General features: G+C 54.8%; 14 protein-coding genes. 4 read left to right on the top strand and 10 right to left on the bottom strand.

The genetic code is table 11. The annotated features are described in order from the left end of the window. Positions 1-7: 7 nt before the first annotated feature. The 10 genes from L215_RS0104965 to L215_RS0104920 all read right to left on the bottom strand — a co-directional run bounded on the left by L215_RS0104965 (position 8) and on the right by L215_RS0104920 (position 10,709). On the bottom strand, positions 8-1,483 hold the full coding sequence (locus L215_RS0104965; protein ID WP_025883803.1) for an OmpA family protein: 1,476 nt from the start codon (positions 1,481-1,483) through the stop codon (positions 8-10). 10 nt (positions 1,484-1,493) lie between these two features. Next, positions 1,494-2,099: a DUF3575 domain-containing protein gene (locus L215_RS0104960; RefSeq protein ID WP_025883805.1), complete on the bottom strand. Its 606-nt coding sequence runs from the start codon at positions 2,097-2,099 to the stop codon at positions 1,494-1,496. A gap of 639 nt (positions 2,100-2,738) precedes the next feature. Then, positions 2,739-4,631 carry a heavy metal translocating P-type ATPase gene (locus L215_RS0104955; protein ID WP_025884217.1) on the bottom strand — a complete coding sequence of 631 codons (1,893 nt, stop codon included), beginning with the start codon at positions 4,629-4,631 and terminating at the stop codon, positions 2,739-2,741. A 353-nt stretch (positions 4,632-4,984) separates the two neighbouring features. Beyond that, positions 4,985-6,406 (bottom strand): TolC family protein, encoded by a 1,422-nt coding sequence (locus L215_RS0104950; protein ID WP_025884215.1) that lies wholly within the window; start codon positions 6,404-6,406, stop codon positions 4,985-4,987. After that, positions 6,403-7,323 carry a synaptonemal complex protein 1 gene (locus tag L215_RS0104945; protein ID WP_025884214.1) on the bottom strand — a complete coding sequence of 307 codons (921 nt, stop codon included), beginning with the start codon at positions 7,321-7,323 and terminating at the stop codon, positions 6,403-6,405. The genes L215_RS0104950 and L215_RS0104945 overlap by 4 nt, the downstream gene beginning before the upstream one ends. A gap of 5 nt (positions 7,324-7,328) precedes the next feature. Next, entirely contained in the window at positions 7,329-8,009 is a 681-nt protein-coding gene (locus L215_RS0104940; protein WP_025884212.1) for a hypothetical protein, read from the bottom strand. Positions 8,010-8,183: 174 nt separating this feature from the next. After that, complete coding sequence (locus tag L215_RS0104935; protein WP_025884210.1) at positions 8,184-8,624, bottom strand: hypothetical protein; 441 nt, start codon at positions 8,622-8,624, stop codon at positions 8,184-8,186. A gap of 15 nt (positions 8,625-8,639) precedes the next feature. Next, positions 8,640-9,107 (bottom strand): hypothetical protein, encoded by a 468-nt coding sequence (locus L215_RS0104930; RefSeq protein WP_025884208.1) that lies wholly within the window; start codon positions 9,105-9,107, stop codon positions 8,640-8,642. A gap of 179 nt (positions 9,108-9,286) precedes the next feature. Then, positions 9,287-9,610, bottom strand: a complete 324-nt coding sequence (locus tag L215_RS0104925; RefSeq protein WP_025884207.1) for a YtxH domain-containing protein — start codon at positions 9,608-9,610, stop codon at positions 9,287-9,289. A 211-nt stretch (positions 9,611-9,821) separates the two neighbouring features. After that, a complete protein-coding gene (locus L215_RS0104920; RefSeq protein WP_025884205.1) occupies positions 9,822-10,709 on the bottom strand; it encodes a nucleoside phosphorylase in 888 nt (295 codons plus the stop codon). A 172-nt stretch (positions 10,710-10,881) separates the two neighbouring features. Here L215_RS0104920 and efp point away from each other — a divergent pair, with 172 nt between their 5' ends. From efp to L215_RS10215, 4 genes are all read left to right on the top strand, one after another. Next, positions 10,882-11,448 carry an elongation factor P gene (gene efp / locus L215_RS0104915; protein ID WP_025884204.1) on the top strand — a complete coding sequence of 189 codons (567 nt, stop codon included), beginning with the start codon at positions 10,882-10,884 and terminating at the stop codon, positions 11,446-11,448. Positions 11,449-11,584: 136 nt separating this feature from the next. Continuing rightward, positions 11,585-13,402 (top strand): 4-alpha-glucanotransferase, encoded by a 1,818-nt coding sequence (locus L215_RS0104910; protein WP_027451434.1) that lies wholly within the window; start codon positions 11,585-11,587, stop codon positions 13,400-13,402. 56 nt (positions 13,403-13,458) lie between these two features. Next, positions 13,459-15,450 (top strand): DUF4954 family protein, encoded by a 1,992-nt coding sequence (locus tag L215_RS0104905; RefSeq protein WP_025884203.1) that lies wholly within the window; start codon positions 13,459-13,461, stop codon positions 15,448-15,450. 739 nt (positions 15,451-16,189) lie between these two features. Continuing rightward, on the top strand, positions 16,190-16,992 hold an 803-nt coding region (locus L215_RS10215; protein ID WP_044111759.1), incomplete at its 3' end, for an InlB B-repeat-containing protein.

Here is a 16,992-nt window from a genome sequence, read left to right as displayed (position 1 = left end):
CGTAGCATTACAGAGCGAAGGTCTCTAGGTTATGACGAGCCACTGCAGCGTCTCGTGTAGTAAGAGCTTGGCGCAGGTATTGCCCCGCCAGCTGCTCATTGCCCGAGAGCATGTAGTAGACTCCTATATTATTGTATGCTGCAGGCTCCGTCTGGAGTGGCTGTAGGATCTGCCACGCCTCCGAGAGCTTGCCCTCTAGGAGTAGCAGGCGGCTGTAGTTAAGCTGTGCACCGACGTTGGTCGGGTTGCAGGTTGCTGCTATGCGGTAGACCTCGTCAGCGTTGCGTCCCTGCTGCTCGTAAGCGGCAGCTATGCGGTTAAGCTCCGAGACGGATAGATCCTTCGGTCTGCTCTTCATAATCTCGATAGACTCCTCTAGGTTAAAGGCGCGCACCTCATACTCTACGCGCAGGGTAGAGCGACGTAGCGGTGGGTAAACGTTGCGCAGCAGATCGCCATAAGTGGAGAGCTTAGCCAGCTCCTCCTGACGACGCTCTGGGGTGTAGCTAGCGTCCAGGACCGCTAAGACATCCTTTTGGTCTGCGCGATCAGAAGAGCGGGCGATCACCTCACGTAGTCCTGTCCAGTCAGCACCCGCACCGATCACCTGGAGCCCGCCAAAGAGCTGCTCGCCGTACTGCTTGATGAGGTACTGCTTGATGCTCTGAGCACGACGCTCGGAGAGTCCCTTGTTGTGTAGCTCTGGTCCCTCGGGAGAGGCGTAGCCTGTGATGCTCCCGAGGACAACTTTGTAGCTCGTCGGATCTTTCAGGATAGGAGCCAAGGCATTGGTTAGCGCTGTGAGCTGTTCGTCGTTTTGCTTGTAATTAGGCAAAACCTCAGAGCAGTCAAAGCGGTAGTTGATCCGTAGCTCGATCTCCTCCTGACGTCTCTTGATCGGTTCGTCTTGAGCTGCTAGGAGGGGCGAGAGATTCTCCTCAGTGATGGTGATGCGGTCAGACTTAGCCGGTGTCAAGGTGAGTAGCCCCAGCGGATCGGTATCGCAGCAGTCCATACCGTAGTAGCGCATCTCTAGCGCTCCAGTAGCTCCCTTGGGTAGTGCCTGCGTGATCTCATAGTTGATCGTGAGCGGCTCGGCATCGCGCCGACCCGAGAGGGTAGCGACACCATAGGGGCGGGTATTCATATACTCCTCATGACTCTGGAGAGCCACCTCGCGCTCGTAGTAGGGAGCCTGCCACTTACCGTTGAGGATCAGGTGCGGCAGGAGTATCTCTTCAGCCTGAGCCGTCTTGTAGACAGGCTGTATGAGGAGCGCTTTGCCACGAGGCGTAGCGTCTTGGGGGATGACTATTTGACAAGATACCGAGAGGACTCCAGCGCGGTTACGCACCTGCAGGCTCTCATACTGTATCGCATCGGTCCGGAAGCCACTCTGCGCCGTCAACGTCGTAGACGATAGGGTAGCGACGAGTAGCAGAGAGCTGAGACAACTTATTATATAGGTCGTAAATGTCTTCATAGGGCGTGTATTACTTCAGGTAGTAGATAATGTTGAGAGCCGCCTTGGTAGGAGCAAAGGATCCTTTGCTACCCTGCGACTGGAGGGTGCCACAGGCGCCGCACTCATACTGCTTGTAACGGGTGTAGACGTAGCCTGCACCGAGGGAGAGCTCTACGCCCCATCGCTTGGCAAACGCCCACTGGTAGCCCCACGAGAGGCCGACCCCTACGAGGTCGCCATCATAGCGACGATCCTTCAGCTGCCCGGGAAGAGGTAGCCCACCCACGTTGTAGGTCGCATAGATTCCGTGCAGGCCGATGAAGTGCCGCTCGAAAGTTTTACAGGGCCACCACTTAATCTCAGGCATAACCAGTAGATGCATCGCCTTGGGGTTGGCATCGACCTGAGCCCCATTGGAGAGCGTCACCTGACGGTCACTGGGGAACTGCCACGGGTTGTACCCCACGAGGATCGATCCGCTCCACTGCGAAGCGATGCGAAAGTCCACGCCCGCATTGAGCGTCGAGGTGGCTAGGTATAACGTATTGACCTTGGCACCCACTTGCTGCGCTGACAGAGGACCAGCGAGCGAGAGGAGCAGGCATACGAGCAAAGTCTTATAAAGGTTTTTCATAGACAAACTATTTATAGGATGCTTCAAAGGAAGCATATCTGATTAGTCGGAAACTAGATAACTGAATGAGGTGAGAGATGTCGATGCTTCCAGCTCTGGGGCTGTGCAACTGTCCTCGATGAGTGCTCGTCTCAAGCACTCTAGACGAGTAGCCGAGGGAGCGTCTTGCTGGTGAATTGCTGCCTAAGCAGTTGGAGGTCCGCAATGTCTCGCACTCATTTAGAAGAACGATGGTTCCCAAAAGGGGACACTTCCCCAAGTAAGAACCCGTGACGAAGGTACGACAAATAAACGAAATATGCAAGAAATTACACACCTAGATGCCGTATGTTGCGTCGTTGACCTTATCAGCAATTTATCCGACTTGCTAGATTTCCTCCGAAGAGACTGTTGCATAAAGGCGAATCGCTGTGTTGCTTTCGGGATTCGGCTTCGGTCACATACGGAGGTATGCTCCCTTCAGACCTCACCCTCAGCGCCTTGCGCTTCATCCTTTATGCAAAGTCAGGACAATCTTGCAAGCAAGATTGTGAGACTGTTGACTTTTGCAACAGTCCCCCGAAGGAAATAGAAAATATCCACGAAGATATTGAGCATATCTCCGTGGATATTGGGTTTTATAGGGATCGTGTGTCAGCTTTAATTGCTCGCTCTGCTAACTTTGACGGGGCGCAGGGCGCGCATCGCGTTGAGCACGGCGAGGACGGTGACGCCTACGTCGGCGAAGACGGCCATCCACATGGAGGCTACGCCGAGCAGTGCTAGGAGCAGCACCAGCACCTTGATACCGATGGCAAACCACGCGTTCTGAAGTGCGATGCCGACTGTGTGGCGTGCGATGCGTATGGCGGTGGCGATCTTGAGCGGGTTGTCGTCCATGATGACCACGTCGGCTGCCTCTATGGCCGCATCAGAGCCGAGTCCGCCCATGGCGATACCTACATCGGCACGCGCTAGGACAGGTGCATCGTTGATGCCGTCGCCTACGAAGAGGACGGTGCCGTGAGCCGGCTGCTGGAGGATCGCCTCAAGGCGAGACAACTTGTCCGCTGGGAGCAGATCCGCATAGTACTCGGTGATACCCACCTCCTTGGCGACCTGCTGAGCCACCTCCTCGTGGTCGCCCGTGAGCATAACCAGTTGGCGGATGCCTAGGTGGCTCAGCGCCTCGATGGCTTGGCTAGACTCCTCCTTGAGCGTGTCGGATACGACGATATGTCCCGCATAGGTGCCGTCGATGGCGGCGTGTACGATAGTGCCCGCATGGTCGCAGGGCTGCCACTGAGCCCCGATAGACTCCATGAGCGCTACGTTGCCCACGTGAACTACGGAGCCGTTGACACGTGCCTTGACCCCACGCCCAGCCAGCTCCTCGACCTCCTCGATGGTGCAGTCGTCCTGTTCGTTGGGGTAAGCGTTACGCAACGAGGCGGCAATCGGGTGTGTGGAGTGACGCTCCACGTGAGCCACCATATGTAGCAGATGGTTTGCCTCGCAGGCTGTCGGGTGTACTGCATTAGCGGTAAAAGTGCCTTTCGTCAGGGTGCCTGTTTTGTCAAAAAGGACGGCACGCGCCTTCGCCAAAGCGTCCATGTAGTTAGCCCCTTTGACCAAGATACCAGCCCGTGAAGCGCCACCGATGCCCGCAAAGAAGGAGAGCGGGATGGAGATGACTAGAGCGCAGGGGCAGGAGATGACTAGGAAGGTCAGTGCGCGGTACAGCCAAGTGGCGAAGTGGTCGGCGAAGCTGCCCATCAAGAGTGGCGGGATGAAGGCGAGCAGGAGCGCTACGATCACTACGACGGGGGTGTAGACACGGGCGAAGCGACGTATGAAGGTCTCGCTCCGTGACTTATGATCGGTGGCATGCTCGACCATCTCGATGATCTTCGAGGCGGTGGAGTCGCCCGCTGTCTTGGCGACACGGACGGTGAGCAGACCCGAGAGGTTGACACAGCCAGACATTACTTCGTCCTCGACGGTGACGCTACGGGGTACGCTTTCGCCCGTTAGTGCGACCGTATTGAGCGCTGAGGAACCCTCGACGATGAAGCCATCGAGTGGCACCCTTTCGCCAGGCTTGATGATGATCGTTTCGCCCACGGCCACCTCCTCAGGTGCGACCGTCTGCTCGACGCCGTCACGCAGCACGTTTGCCGTGTCGGGGCGTATCTCAAGGAGGTGGGAGACGGCACGACGACTCTTGCCCTCGGCGTATCCCTCAAAGAGTTCGCCCACCTGGAAGAAGAGCATGACGAAGACCGCCTCGGGGAACTGCGCCTCGGCTCCCGGCAGGAAGCCTATGCAGAGCGCGCCGATGGTGGCGATGCTCATGAGGAAGTGCTCGTCAAAGAGCTCGCCATGCGCCACTCCTTCGACCGCCTCGCCGAGCACGTCGTACCCTATAATAAGGTATGGCACGAGGTAGACCAAGAGGAGCTGCCACATCGGGAGCGCCGAGGTGCGCTCTACGATGTAAGCCCCGATGAGTAGCAGGGCTGTGAGTATGATGCGGATTAGTTTCTTATTCATAAGCTAGAGATTTACTGTTACGAAGGCAAAGGTAGAGCTAACTGGGTGCAACTCTGTTGCAAAAAATCGCCTCGCCCAGGCGCAACGTCAGTGCCATCTAGGTGAAACTGCAGTTTCTCCTATATGAAACTTTAGTTTCTCCCGTATGAAACTCTAGTTTCTCCTATATGAAACTCTAGTGCCATCCGATGTCGGCACTGGAGCCTCGTAGGAGATGGAGCGCAGGGTGGGTGAAATGAAGAGCGGTCACGGAGCTACGCTAGGGTAACTCTGTGACCGCTCGGTCGTTTTAATAGAATGCTGTTTCGCCTACTACAGCTACAGTGTGATGTGTGGAGGCTAAAGCTTAGAGTTTAGAGGTCGAGGGGCTGGCCAGTGGCGACGTTGACGGCGAGCTGAGCTAGGCGCACGGCGACGAAGGTCTCGATGTACTGCATCTCCGACTCGAGCCAGTTGCGCTGCGCTAGCGAGAGCGTCTCAAGTGTGACGACGCCCTCCTTGTGTCCCTCGGTCGAGAGGTCGAGGTTGAGCTGCGCATCGGTGCGGATCTGCTCTGTCTCGGCGTATCGTGCGAGTGCCTCGGTGAGCTGCCGTGAGGCTTGCTCGTTTTGCATTTGGATAGCACGCTCAGCGTCTTGCAACTCTAGCTGACGTACCTGCTGGGTGGCAAGCGCTGCGGTGCGACTCTGCACGCCTTGGTAGATGCCCGTGATGGGTATCTGAACGGCTACGCCGACCATCCAGGTACTGCCGAACTGCTTCTTGAAGCCGTCCATAGGATTAGGCGACATGGTGAGCAGCTGTGCCGTGAAGCCTACCTCGGGAAGCATCTCTCCGAGTGCCATCTGAGCACGTCGCTTCTCCGCCTCGACGGCTAGATTGGCGGCTTTGAGCTCGACACGCTCCATCGGATTGACCGTGCTGTATAGCTTGGGTTGGCACGGATCGATCGGTTGCTGGCTGGCGATAGTGAAGTCTGGCGTGAGCTCTATCGCCTGCTCGGCGGGGATGCGACACTGATGCTTGAGTAGGATCAGCAAAGCCTGCAAGCCCTCGCGTAGCTTACCTTCTTGTAGCTTGGCATTGTTACGGTTGACCCGTACGGAGACCACTTCACGGTCAGCGACGACCCCTTGATCCTTCATGGCGGAGACATCAGCGAGCGTTTTGTCTAGCATAGCGTTGAATTGGCCGATCGTTTTCAGCTGCTCCTGTAGTTGCACCGCCTGCCAATAAGTCTTGGCGATCTGCTCCTCCTCGCCACGCTGCTGGATGGTCCACTGGTACTCGGCAGCCTGCTCGCCGATCTGCGCTAGGCGCACTCCGTTATAGATGCGTCCACCAGCGAAGATGGGCTGGCGTAGCGATAGGGATCCGTAGAAGATGTGTCCAAGCTCGAGACTCATCTTGTCGTCTAGCCAAGACTGTGCTTCGCTCAGTGAGGGTACGTTAGGAAGCTTCGGCAACTGCATTGGTGGAAGCCAAGAGGAGATGTCGATCGAGAAGGGCTTAAGCTTCGCTGGTGTGTAGAGCCATCCGCCCGACAGGGAGACCTGCGGGAAGAAGTTGCTCTGCGCCTTGAGGCGTGTAGCGTGCGCTGCTTGTCGCTGCGCCTCTAGTTGTGTGGAGGGCGCAGGGCTCTCCTGGTGGTAGCGTATGCAGTCGTGTAGCGACAGCTTGAGGGGCTCCGTCTGTGCGTAGAGGGAGCTGGTAAGTATGCCACAGAGTGCGAGTATCAGTACGCCTCGCAGTGGCGCTAATAGATCTCTCATCATAGGGTAAAGGTGGTATGACCGATGCGATGTCCATCGGCAAAAACGTCTGCGCGGTAGCTTCCCGAGAGAAGCGCCTGTGTGATCTGACAATAGATGGTGACGGGGGTGTCCTCGCCTGTGTACTCAATACTCTTGGAGGCCGTCGCCTGAAGGGTCTGCCCCTCGAAGCTGAAGGCTCCGCCAGAACCGCTCATCGGCATGTCGTTCGGGTTGAGGATACGTACGTAGATAGCTTTGTTGCCAACGGGAGCGGTGACATTCTTCTTGATGGTAAAAGAGACCGCCAGCGTCTCCACCTTGTCAATGCGTGAGGTACGCTTGCCACGGTTGTTGAGCGGAGAGACGGAGAGCCCAGAAAGGTCTAGGCGGGCAGCGATGGCAACCTGGTTGGATAGTGCGGTCTTCTCCTCCGTGAGCCGTGAAGCCTCACTGCTGACGCGGGAGTAGTCCTCTTTGACTTGCTGGTTTTCGGCTACTAGTCGCTCATTGGTCGCATGGAGTGAGTCGATCTGTACGATGTAACTACGGAGTAGGGCGCGGAGCGTATTGATCTCTCCCGTTAGCTCGCTGATGCGCTTCGCGTTGGACGCCTTGACGGTAGCAAGCTCTTGGCTTAGCTGCTTGACACGCTCCTGCTCGCTCTCTAGCTGAGCGAGTAGCTCATCATTGTCAAAGGAGAGACTCGTCTCGCCCGATGCTGAGGCGAGCTTGTCGTACTGTAGCTGATACTGCGCTGCGAGCTCGTCTAGCTCTTGCTGCATGCGCTGCTTCTCCATGTCGACCAGTTCGCTCTGGACGCTCTGCATCTGCTGTCGCTCACTCCTTATATATATCCATGCACCAACGATGACGAGGAGCACCACGAGAGCCGCTCCTGCGATGATGTACTTGATGTGCTTGTTGTCTAGTCTAGCCATGGGTCTCACTTGATTCGTTTCAAGATGCCCCGCCGTGTCAGTTTGTAGGGTTGGGGCGATGTGCTGATGAGTTCTTTGATGCGCTTGGCCTCCTCCTTAGTGGTCCAGCCTTCTGGCGAAGGCGTCGCAAGGATCCGCACCTCTCGCCTGCCCTGCTCTGTGGCGAAGGTTAGCACGATCGGCATCTGAGTCAAAAGGGATTCGGAAGAGGTCGATACTGGCTCTTTAGAATGCAAAAGCCAGTCCGTGTATGGTATGGTAGGGTTAAGCTCCCACTGCTGGTCTCGCTTGGGTAGGAAGGCTGTGAGCTGGCTCACACGGTAAGGCTTCTCCAGAGTGGTGATCTGCAGTAGGGGCTGCTCGCCCTGAATGCGCCAGGGTGCAAGTAGAAGTTCGTAGGTAAGCAGACCAGATACGGAGATTGTGCAGCGGAGGCGAGCTTTGTCTATCCGCATCTCCAGCGAACCCTGAGACTTGGTCTGCAGAGTGACGGTGGAGTCGGGCTTGTCGAGCGCCTTCTGGATGAGTTGTCCCCAAGCGCTGTCGCTGATGGCGGGGGCTACGCCGAGGGGTCGCTCGATGATCGTCTGATAGCACTGCTCTAGCTCGGCTCGCTCCTGCGCTACGAGTGGATAGCAGCCGACCGCCAGCAAGAGAATAAGGAGATATCTACTTATGAGGTGCATAAAGCTTCAGAGTAATGCGATGCCAAGAGAGACTTAAAGTAAAGAGCGACAGTCACACGACCTCAAAGGTAGAGCTACGTCCCTTCCTTACGCTTCGCAAAGGTACTGAAATAAGCGATTGGAGCTTCTTGTGCTGGTGAGCACTTATGGCGAGAGCTTTAAGCTCTAGACGGCTTAGCGGATGAGAAAACGCAGAGGCTTGAACTTACGGCGGAGGAACCCTTTTGCCATGCCCAGGCCTACAGTCCACAAGATCGGCTTGGCGAGGGACAAGCCAGTACTGAGGATCCGCTGTGTCACTCCTTGGGATTTCTTTTCGTCCTGATCGCTCTGTGTCAGGGAGTTGTAGGTGGATTGCTTAGAGCTCCCCGTCAACTTAGAGAATAATGAGTTCCCCTTACGTCGCTGTCTACGTGTGGATGGCGTGATCAGACGACCCAGTAGAGATCCGGGAGGAGCTATCTGCTCTTTTGCCTCATTGATAAGTGTCTTCTTGATGCCCTGCCCTTTGATATATCCCAACTCTCTCTGCCAGACACGCTCAGCAATTTGGAGATCAGCCTCAGCGAGTTTCTGACGTCTTTGGAAGTCTTGATATGATGCTCTTTTCTTCATGATTGTATAGTCAGGTTAGCGGGTTGGTGTGGAGGACTCGTCGTTGGTAGGGAGGAGGGTGTCTTCGCTCTCAGTAGCATAGTCGCTAGGATCAGCCTCGTCAGCTGCTATCGGCCGCGGGCGTAGCTTGTCGTCCAGCTTGAGTAGAGAACTATGCACCTTACGGTAGATGTGTGTGCTGACGGAGCGCACGATAACCTTGCGAAGGAGTAGGATGATAATCCCTAGTAGTAGTAAGACTCCAGCGCCTATAAGTAGGCTCCAACCCCATCCTAGCTCTAGCCAAGCATTGATACCCGCCACTCCAGCGAAGAGTAGGAGGATCATCACGAAGGGCATTAGCGCCAAGACTAGAAGTATCGTAAGAAGATTTCCTGCGGCCTTCATGCCAGCATCAGTGCTTGAGTAGATGGCTCGACGAGCGTATGCCTTGAGGTACTCCTTGGTGTGATAGATAAAGCGAGAGATTTTGAAGTCTTGCATAGAGACTAGAGATTAGAGTTTAGATATTAGATATTATTAGAGGTCTAGAGATGAATAAGAGAGTAGCGTGCTCATCTGTCGTGAGTGACTCGAGGTCTCTCTGGTGCGGATGAGTATGCTACTCTCTAAGTCCTTGTTGAGTGTGTATAGCTCAATGGGAATAGCCTCGGTGTGAGGGTTTACTTGACGGCCTTTTTAGCCTCTTCGACAGTCTCCTTGGCTTTGCTGGCTGTCTCCTTAGCCTTGTCTACGGTCTCGTCAAACTGCTCCTCGACCTCCTCGGCAAACTTTTTGCCACGCTTTTGTAGCTTGTCGCGATAAGTCTCAAAGCGGTCCTTAGCCTCATAGTATCCCTCTACGAGAGAGTCACGAGTGCGGTCGGCCGTCGTGCTGAGATCGTCATAGAGCTGATCACGCTTGTCGCGGTCTGAGAGGTAAGTGATGGCAGCGCCGATAGCAGCGCCGATAGCAATGCCTAGTGCTATACGTCCTGTGTTGTTCATATCTATTCTGTTCTTTAATAGTGAATATTACTGTCTTGGTTTAGTAGTCTGCAGATCGCTCCTGCAGATCTCTGTCTGTCTCGATGGCTCCCCTATATAAGTGGAAAGTATCACCTCGACACCCTAAAGGTACGAAAAAATAGTTACACGACAAGCGAAAGAGGATTTTAGTAGTCACATTGGGACGCTAAGACCTCTCAGCATTTAAGCGCTAGATGCGCTCTAGGACGAGCTCGATGAGCCCGTCGATGCCTTGCTTGTAGTTGGTATTCATATTTAAGTTCTGACGGCCTGCGATGATGTAGCAGACGGTCAGCGTGTCGTGTCCTAGGAGGCTACCGATACCACTGAGTGCGGCCGACTCCATCTCAAAGTTGGTGATGCGCTGACCCTTGAACTCAAAAGCCTCAATCTTCTGATTCAGCGTCGGATCTGCAAGAGGTAGGCGCAGCTGCCTTCCCTGAGGTGCGTAAAATCCATTGGCAGCGATCGTACAGCCACGGACGATGTCTCCATAGTCCCCGACGATCTGCTGGTAGAGCGCCTCGCTACAGTTGACCACATAGGGATCGAGACCCTTGATCGGCCACTGCAACTGCTCCTTGAGCGCCGCCTCAAAGGGGAGGTCACGTATCGCCTCCGTATTGGCATAGAAAAAGAGCGACCCCTCGAAGCCAATCGCCTTGTGCGCTGCGACAAACGTGCCTATTGGCGTCTCGGGCTGCAGACCGCCACTGGTGCCCACGCGTACCATCGTCAGCTTGCGGTGGTTGGGACGTACCTGGCGAGTCTGCAGGTTGATATTGGCGAGTGCGTCTAGCTCGTTGATGACGATCTCAATGTTGTCACAGCCTATGCCGTGGCTCTGGACGGTGATCCGCTTGCCACGATAGGTACCGGTGATCGAGTGAAACTCACGATTGCTCACCGAGCACTCCTGAGAGTCAAAGTGGGAGGCGATCATATCCACACGAGAGGGGTCGCCACAGAGGACGATCTTGTCAGCCAGCTGCTCGGGCTTCAGATGGAGGTGAAAGATAGAGCCATCGTCATTGACAATTAGTTCGCTGGGAGGTATGATTCGGTTTTGTGTACTCATAGCTGTATTTCAGTTATAGTGAATGATGACACTCCAAAAATACAAAAACTCCGCCACACCACCTCGTCTTCGTCGGGAAGAGGTGTCGGACGCTATTTGCGTAGTAGCTGATGTTTTACTACTTTTGCATCGGTAAGTAACTAAGTAACTTCACTGAATAGACAAATAATATATGGCTACAACAGCAGACTTTCGCAATGGCATGTGCCTAGACATTGATGGGCAGTACTTCTTCATCGTAGAGTTTCTCCACGTTAAGCCAGGCAAGGGACCAGCCTTCGTTCGTACGAAGCTACGCAACGTCGCTACGGGTCGCATCATCGACAAAACGTGGAATAGTGGTGTCAAGGTAGAGGAGGTGCGCATCGAGCGTCGTCCCTATCAGTATCTCTACAACGATGATATGGGCTACCACTTTATGCACCCCGAGACATTTGACCAGATCGCTATCAATGGCGAGCTGATCGAGGGTGTCCGCTTCCTCAAGGAGGGCGATATGGTTGAGGCAATGGTACATGCTGAGAGCGAGACAATCCTGACCTGCGAGCTGCCTGCACACGTAGATCTACGCATCAGTCATACGGAGCCTGGTATCAAGGGTGATACAGCTACCAATAGTCTCAAGCCTGCTATTGTCGAGACGGGGGCTGAGATCCGTGTACCGCTCTTCATCAATCAGGATGATGTAGTCACGGTAGATACGCGTGACGGCTCTTACGTAGGGCGTGTCAAGGAGTAAGCCTCACTAGCACATATCTCTCCTAAAGCAGTCGCTCTAGTCCGCTAATGGGCGACGCCGCAGAAGCCGTGTAGTTCTCTCTTTCAGAGCTGCATGGCTTCTCCGAATCTACCGCTGAGGTGACACTATATATAATATGAGTCAGATACCGCGTCAGGCTGGGGTCGCCGTCCCTCTCTTTAGCTTGCGTCGCCAAGGCGATGCGGGCTGTGGAGACTTTGCCTCGCTGGAGGCGTTTGCCCCAGTGGCGGAGCGGATGGGCATGCGCATCATACAGCTGCTCCCTCTAGAGGACACGACCCTCTATGGCGATAGCCGTGACTCCTATCCCTATCGATCACTAGCCTCGACGGTGCTCAACCCTATTTACATAGCGGTAGATCAGCTCCCCCCGCTGGCGGATCAGCAACTGGAGCAGGAGCTGCGTGCGGAGGCTCAGAGGCTCAGTGCGCAAAAGACCTTCGACTATACGCAAGTGTGGCAGCTCAAGCGACGCTGGCTGTGGGCTTCCTTTACGGAGCAGGCGGACGCTTCGCCATACTTCACCGATGAGATCAGTTGCTCTGCCGGTCTGACTAAAGGCAGCGCCTCTCGCCATCGTATGCCTATCTGGCACTACTGGGTCTGTATGCGGACGGCGCTAGACCTATTGCCCGACCTCAATCGCGAGGAGTGGGACTTCTGGGAAGCGATGGAGCGGGTCAAGGAGCTGGAGCAGGAAAACAAAGCCTTGGTCGTCCGTACGGGCAACTTCTACGTTTACTGCTATATGGTAGCGCAGCGACAGATGCGCCGTGCCGTATCAACGATTCGCCAGCACGGGCTGTCACTCATGGGAGACCTGCCCGTGGGCATAGATCCGCATGCAGCGGACACGATAGCCTACCCGAGCTACTTTAACAAGCAACTCTCGTGCGGAGCTCCTCCCGACTACTTCTCTCCCGACGGACAGAACTGGGGCATTCTGACCTGTCTCAGGAACTTGAAAAAACTATGGCAGGAGCGCTTTGCCTATCTAGAGAGCTTCTATGACTATCTGCGCGTGGACCACGTGCTAGGCTTCTTCCGTATGTGGTCCATACCACGTGACGGGCGCTCTGGGATGCTGGGTTACTTCGTTCCCTCTCAGCGCTACTCGGAGGAGCGGATCGCCAAGCTAGGGCTCTCCGAGACACTACGACCGGAGTGGATAGCGCCGATCGACAAACCTGCAACGACGCAAGAGGTGCTTTGGGTAGCCACTCTCGAAGGAGACTATGTGCCACGCTACGACGTGGCGAGTGCTGCACCCTTTGCGACACTACCTCACGACCTGCAGAAGCGCATGCAAGCTGTCTGCGAGGAGTACTACTACGGAGGCAACGAAGAGCTGTGGCGCGAGCGTGGACTGGAGCGTCTAACCTTCCTGAAAGATCTCACGAGCATCCATCTCTGTGCCGAGGATCTGGGGATGGTCCCCCAGTGTGTCTACCCCGTCCTAGAGGAGCTCGGCATCCTCAAGCTATACGTGGAGCGCATGCCGAAGAGTGCTGGCATCGAGTTTGAGGCGGCGCCCTACTTCTCCGAGGACAGCGTCGCTACCACCTCAACGCACGACTGCGCCCCACTGCGCCTGTGGTGGGCAGAAGACGAGGCTCGCTCACGACGCTACTACGATTACTTCCTCGCTGACTACGAAGTCCCCTACGACACCACGCTCACGCCCGAGCTGGCAGAGATCATCGTGCGCCGGCACTTAGAGAGCCCCTCACGACTCTGCATACTGCCACTACAAGACTGGCTAGCCCTGAGTCCCGAGCACTGCGCCACGGTCGATCCGCATAGCGAGCAGATCAACGATCCTAGCAACCCCCATCATGTGTGGAGCTATCGCATGCCCATCGCTATCGAGGAGCTCCCAGACGACTGGATACGACAGCTCCGCCAGATGATCGCAGAGACGCATCGGCTGTGAGCGTAGCATCCTATTATTTTCTCCCAAACTTCTACAAACAACCCAACCTATAATCTATGCGAAAGCTTAATTCAAAAGAGATTAAACAACTAACGGATCAGGGCTGCCAAGCGCAAGACTGGTCCTTGATTCGCGTTCATAGATACTTTGACGCTAGTCGCTGTCAGCAGGTTCACTTCATCGGGAGCTGTGAGATCGGAGACAACCGTGGCGGTCGTCCCTCCGAGGAGGAGCCGAGCTACGTCGAGCCTTACCGCTTGGCTCATGTGAAGCTGGTCAACTGTACCATCGGCGACCGCGTCATCATTGACGGGGTGCGGGACTGCATCTCGCATTACGACATCGCTGATGATGTGATCATTCACGATATAGCCGCTCTCAAGGTAACGGGCGAGACCACCTTTGGCAATGGTTACCTCGTCGAGGTGCTCAACGAGACAGGCGGGCGCGAGGTGCCCATCTGCGACATCCTGACCGCCCAGACCGCTTATATGCTAGCCATGTATCGCCACGACAAGGAGCTACAGACCGCACTCTCTAAGCTCGTCGAGGGGTACACCGACTCCGTGCGTTCGGACCGCGGCACCATCGGTGAGAGCTCCATCATCAAGCATTGCGGTCTTATGACCAATATCAAGGTTGGCCCCCACAGCTCCATCATCGGCGCCTCTGTACTGGAAAATGGATCTGTCAATAGTACCATTCTGAGCCCCACAAAGGTTGGCTACGGGGTGATCTGTCGGGACTTCATCTTCTCCGCTGGCTGTGTCGTCTCAGACGGTTCCAACGTCTCGCGTAGCTTCATCGGTCAGGGTTGCTCGGTGACCCACCTCTTCAGTGCGCACGACTCGCTCTTCTTTGCCAACTGTCAGTGCGAAAACGGCGAGGCGTGTGCCGTCTTTGCCGGTCCCTTTACCGTTACGATGCACAAGAGTAGCCTCTTGATCGCTGGCTACTACTCTTTTCTCAATGCGGGCAGTGGATCTAACCAGAGCAACCACCTTTACAAGCTCGGCCCCATTCACCAGGGCATCGTAGAGCGTGGTAGTAAGACCACCTCCGACTCGTACGTCTTGTGGCCTTCGCGCATCGGTGCTTTTAGCTTGATCATGGGTCGTCACGTGGCGCATATTGACTCGTCAGACTTCCCCTTCTCCTATATTATAGAGAATGACAACCAGAGCTACCTCGTGCCAGGCACCAACCTGCGTAGCGTCGGTACCATCCGTGATACCAAGAAGTGGCCTAAGCGTGACAAGCGTCACCCAGAGGAAAAGCTCGACTGCATCAACTACAACCTTCTCTCGCCCTATACGGTCGGCAAGATGTACAAAGGGTGGCAAAAGCTCAAGGCGCTGGAGACGCACCTCGGCAGTTCCAATGCGACCTACATCTATCACGACATGCACATCCGTTATAGCTCCCTCGTCAAGGGTTGTCGCTACTACGAGATGGGCATCGTCAAGTTCCTCGGCAACTCACTCATCCAGCGCATTCAGGACCAAGCGCCCAAGAGCAAAAGCGAGCTCGTCGCCTGCCTACCGCCCACCAGCAATGAGGGGCTCTCAGACTGGCTCGACCTAGCTGGTATGATCGCTCCTCGTCGGCTCGTGCGCAATCTGATCAAGCAGATCAAAGAGGGGCAGATCAAGACGCTCGACGAGGTCAACGTCGCCATCCGCTCCATACATAGTCGCTACTACGAGATCGAGTGGCACTGGGCTTACGACCTCTTGCTACGCTGGTACGACATCGCCGCCAAGGATCTGACCGTGGAGCGGGTCATACAGATCATCAAGGAGTGGCAAGAGACCGTCATCACGCTAGACGAGTACCTCCTCCAGGATGCCCACAAAGAGTTTGAGATGCTCACGCAGGTCGGCTTCGGCATAGACCTCGACGGGGATCACAACCGTCGCATCGACTTCGAGCAGGTGCGAGGCAACTATGAGGACAACGCCTTCGTCGTAGAGGTACACGACCACATCAGTCGTAAGAAGCTCCTCGGCGAGACGATCCTCGCGCAGATCGAAGCCCTCCCAGAGTAACCTCGCAACTCGCTACAGCGAGACGACTGGCGAAATAAACGAACGCACGGGACGTGCAACCCACTGTTGGGATGCACGGCTCGTGCGTCTGTTGTGTCAAAACGAGACGAGTAGCGGATGTAGGGACGCACGGTGAGTATCTACAGCGGGTTACTCGTCCCAAGTGTCCCTACACCAGTTATTCCTCTGATCACTTTGACAGCTTCGATGCTCTCTAATTTCTAACCTCTAGCCTCTCACTCCTCCGAGGTACTCCGACGCTCTTCGACTCCCTAGACCCCACACCTCCGAGAAAATCAAAAATGCCTCGGTAGTAAACGAACTTCCTCCACCGAGGAACGAAAAAATTCTTCGGAACTTTGATTTGCTTCTTCCGAAGTTTCATTTCATTCTTCCGAAGTTTCATTTCCCGATTCCGTGGGGAAAGTTCGTTTCCTCCCTGACGCTTCCCGATTTCCTCGGTAGGAAGGAGATTAGATGTTAGAATTTAGAGGTTGGGGGGTTAGAATTTAGAAGAGAGATAAGTAAATGATATACAATGAGTATGGGCATCCCCGAAAGTGGGTATTGCTAGGAAATCTGACCCGTACTACCTTTGTACCTTAAATCAAAAGAAAGGGGTCATCAAGACTGTGCCGATAACTAGTCTGATGGATGATTGTGTCCGCTACGTTCTCTCTAGAGAGGGGATTGTGTGGATACTTTTCGTAGTACAACCTATAATAGTACATCATATATTATGAAACAGAGATTATTACGCAACAACTGGACCCTCCTGGGGATCCTCCTTATCACGATGCTGGCAAGTCTGTCCTACACTCATGCGTCCGTGAAAGACGCAGAGACGCAGGCGACGACTGGTTGCTTGGTTACCTTCTCAGAGACTAACGAGTGGGGAACCATCGAAGCTTACTACTTCGACGTAGAGAACGGTCGTGGCAAGGTCTTCTTTAAGTCTGGAGAGAGGCTTCCTAAGGGTACAGCTGTTAACTTTGTGGCGACAATCTCCAAGGGCTGGGAAGCTGGCTCGTGGACTGTCAACGACGAAGTAAGAAAGGGCAGGAACCGCACTTGGCTCAACTTTTATCTTGAGGAAGATAGCAAAATCGCATTGACTTGTAAGCGTCTCAAGCAATATAAGATTAGCTATGCGAGTGACCCTACAGATGGAGGAACAATCAAGGTCTACTGGAAGAAGCAAGTGGGCTACTATGGTTCCGACTTTGAGGAGGTTTCTATCCCCAATGATGGCACCGTCCTTGATAAGACAAAGGTCTACATAGAGGCACATCCCAAGGCTGGCTACCGCTTCGACCGCTATGTAATCAATGGGAAGTCGCAAACAGGGGATAGTTCAGATAAGAATACCTATGTGCTTACACCTACGGAAGACTTGACTATACGAGGGATCTTTATCTCTACACGTCCAGTCACCTACGCCATTCACTTTGCACAGCCAGCGCATGGACATCTGAAGCTCTTCGCAGGGGAGCAGGAGATCCAGCCTAATGCTACGCTAGAGCGTGGTACAGAGGTTAAGGT

Source organism: Porphyromonas uenonis DSM 23387 = JCM 13868 (assembly GCF_000482365.1).
Taxonomy (GTDB): domain Bacteria; phylum Bacteroidota; class Bacteroidia; order Bacteroidales; family Porphyromonadaceae; genus Porphyromonas; species Porphyromonas uenonis.
The sequence above is the reverse complement of the archived record's forward strand: the minus strand, read 5'-3'. Positions and strand labels throughout refer to the sequence as shown.

Excerpts from the sequence above, each read along its gene's own strand:
- L215_RS0104945 (WP_025884214.1), bottom strand. The coding sequence starts at position 7,323 with ATGGCTAGACTAGACAACAAGCACATCAAGTACATCATCGCAGGAGCG.
- L215_RS0104930 (WP_025884208.1), bottom strand. The coding sequence starts at position 9,107 with ATGCAAGACTTCAAAATCTCTCGCTTTATCTATCACACCAAGGAGTAC.
- L215_RS0104910 (WP_027451434.1), top strand. The coding sequence starts at position 11,585 with ATGAGTCAGATACCGCGTCAGGCTGGGGTCGCCGTCCCTCTCTTTAGC.
- L215_RS0104960 (WP_025883805.1), bottom strand. The coding sequence starts at position 2,099 with ATGAAAAACCTTTATAAGACTTTGCTCGTATGCCTGCTCCTCTCGCTC.
- L215_RS0104935 (WP_025884210.1), bottom strand. The coding sequence starts at position 8,624 with ATGAAGAAAAGAGCATCATATCAAGACTTCCAAAGACGTCAGAAACTC.
- L215_RS0104965 (WP_025883803.1), bottom strand. The coding sequence starts at position 1,483 with ATGAAGACATTTACGACCTATATAATAAGTTGTCTCAGCTCTCTGCTA.
- L215_RS0104905 (WP_025884203.1), top strand. The coding sequence starts at position 13,459 with ATGCGAAAGCTTAATTCAAAAGAGATTAAACAACTAACGGATCAGGGC.
- L215_RS0104920 (WP_025884205.1), bottom strand. The coding sequence starts at position 10,709 with ATGAGTACACAAAACCGAATCATACCTCCCAGCGAACTAATTGTCAAT.
- L215_RS0104950 (WP_025884215.1), bottom strand. The coding sequence starts at position 6,406 with ATGATGAGAGATCTATTAGCGCCACTGCGAGGCGTACTGATACTCGCA.
- L215_RS0104955 (WP_025884217.1), bottom strand. The coding sequence starts at position 4,631 with ATGAATAAGAAACTAATCCGCATCATACTCACAGCCCTGCTACTCATC.
- L215_RS0104940 (WP_025884212.1), bottom strand. The coding sequence starts at position 8,009 with ATGCACCTCATAAGTAGATATCTCCTTATTCTCTTGCTGGCGGTCGGC.
- L215_RS0104925 (WP_025884207.1), bottom strand. The coding sequence starts at position 9,610 with ATGAACAACACAGGACGTATAGCACTAGGCATTGCTATCGGCGCTGCT.
- efp (WP_025884204.1), top strand. The coding sequence starts at position 10,882 with ATGGCTACAACAGCAGACTTTCGCAATGGCATGTGCCTAGACATTGAT.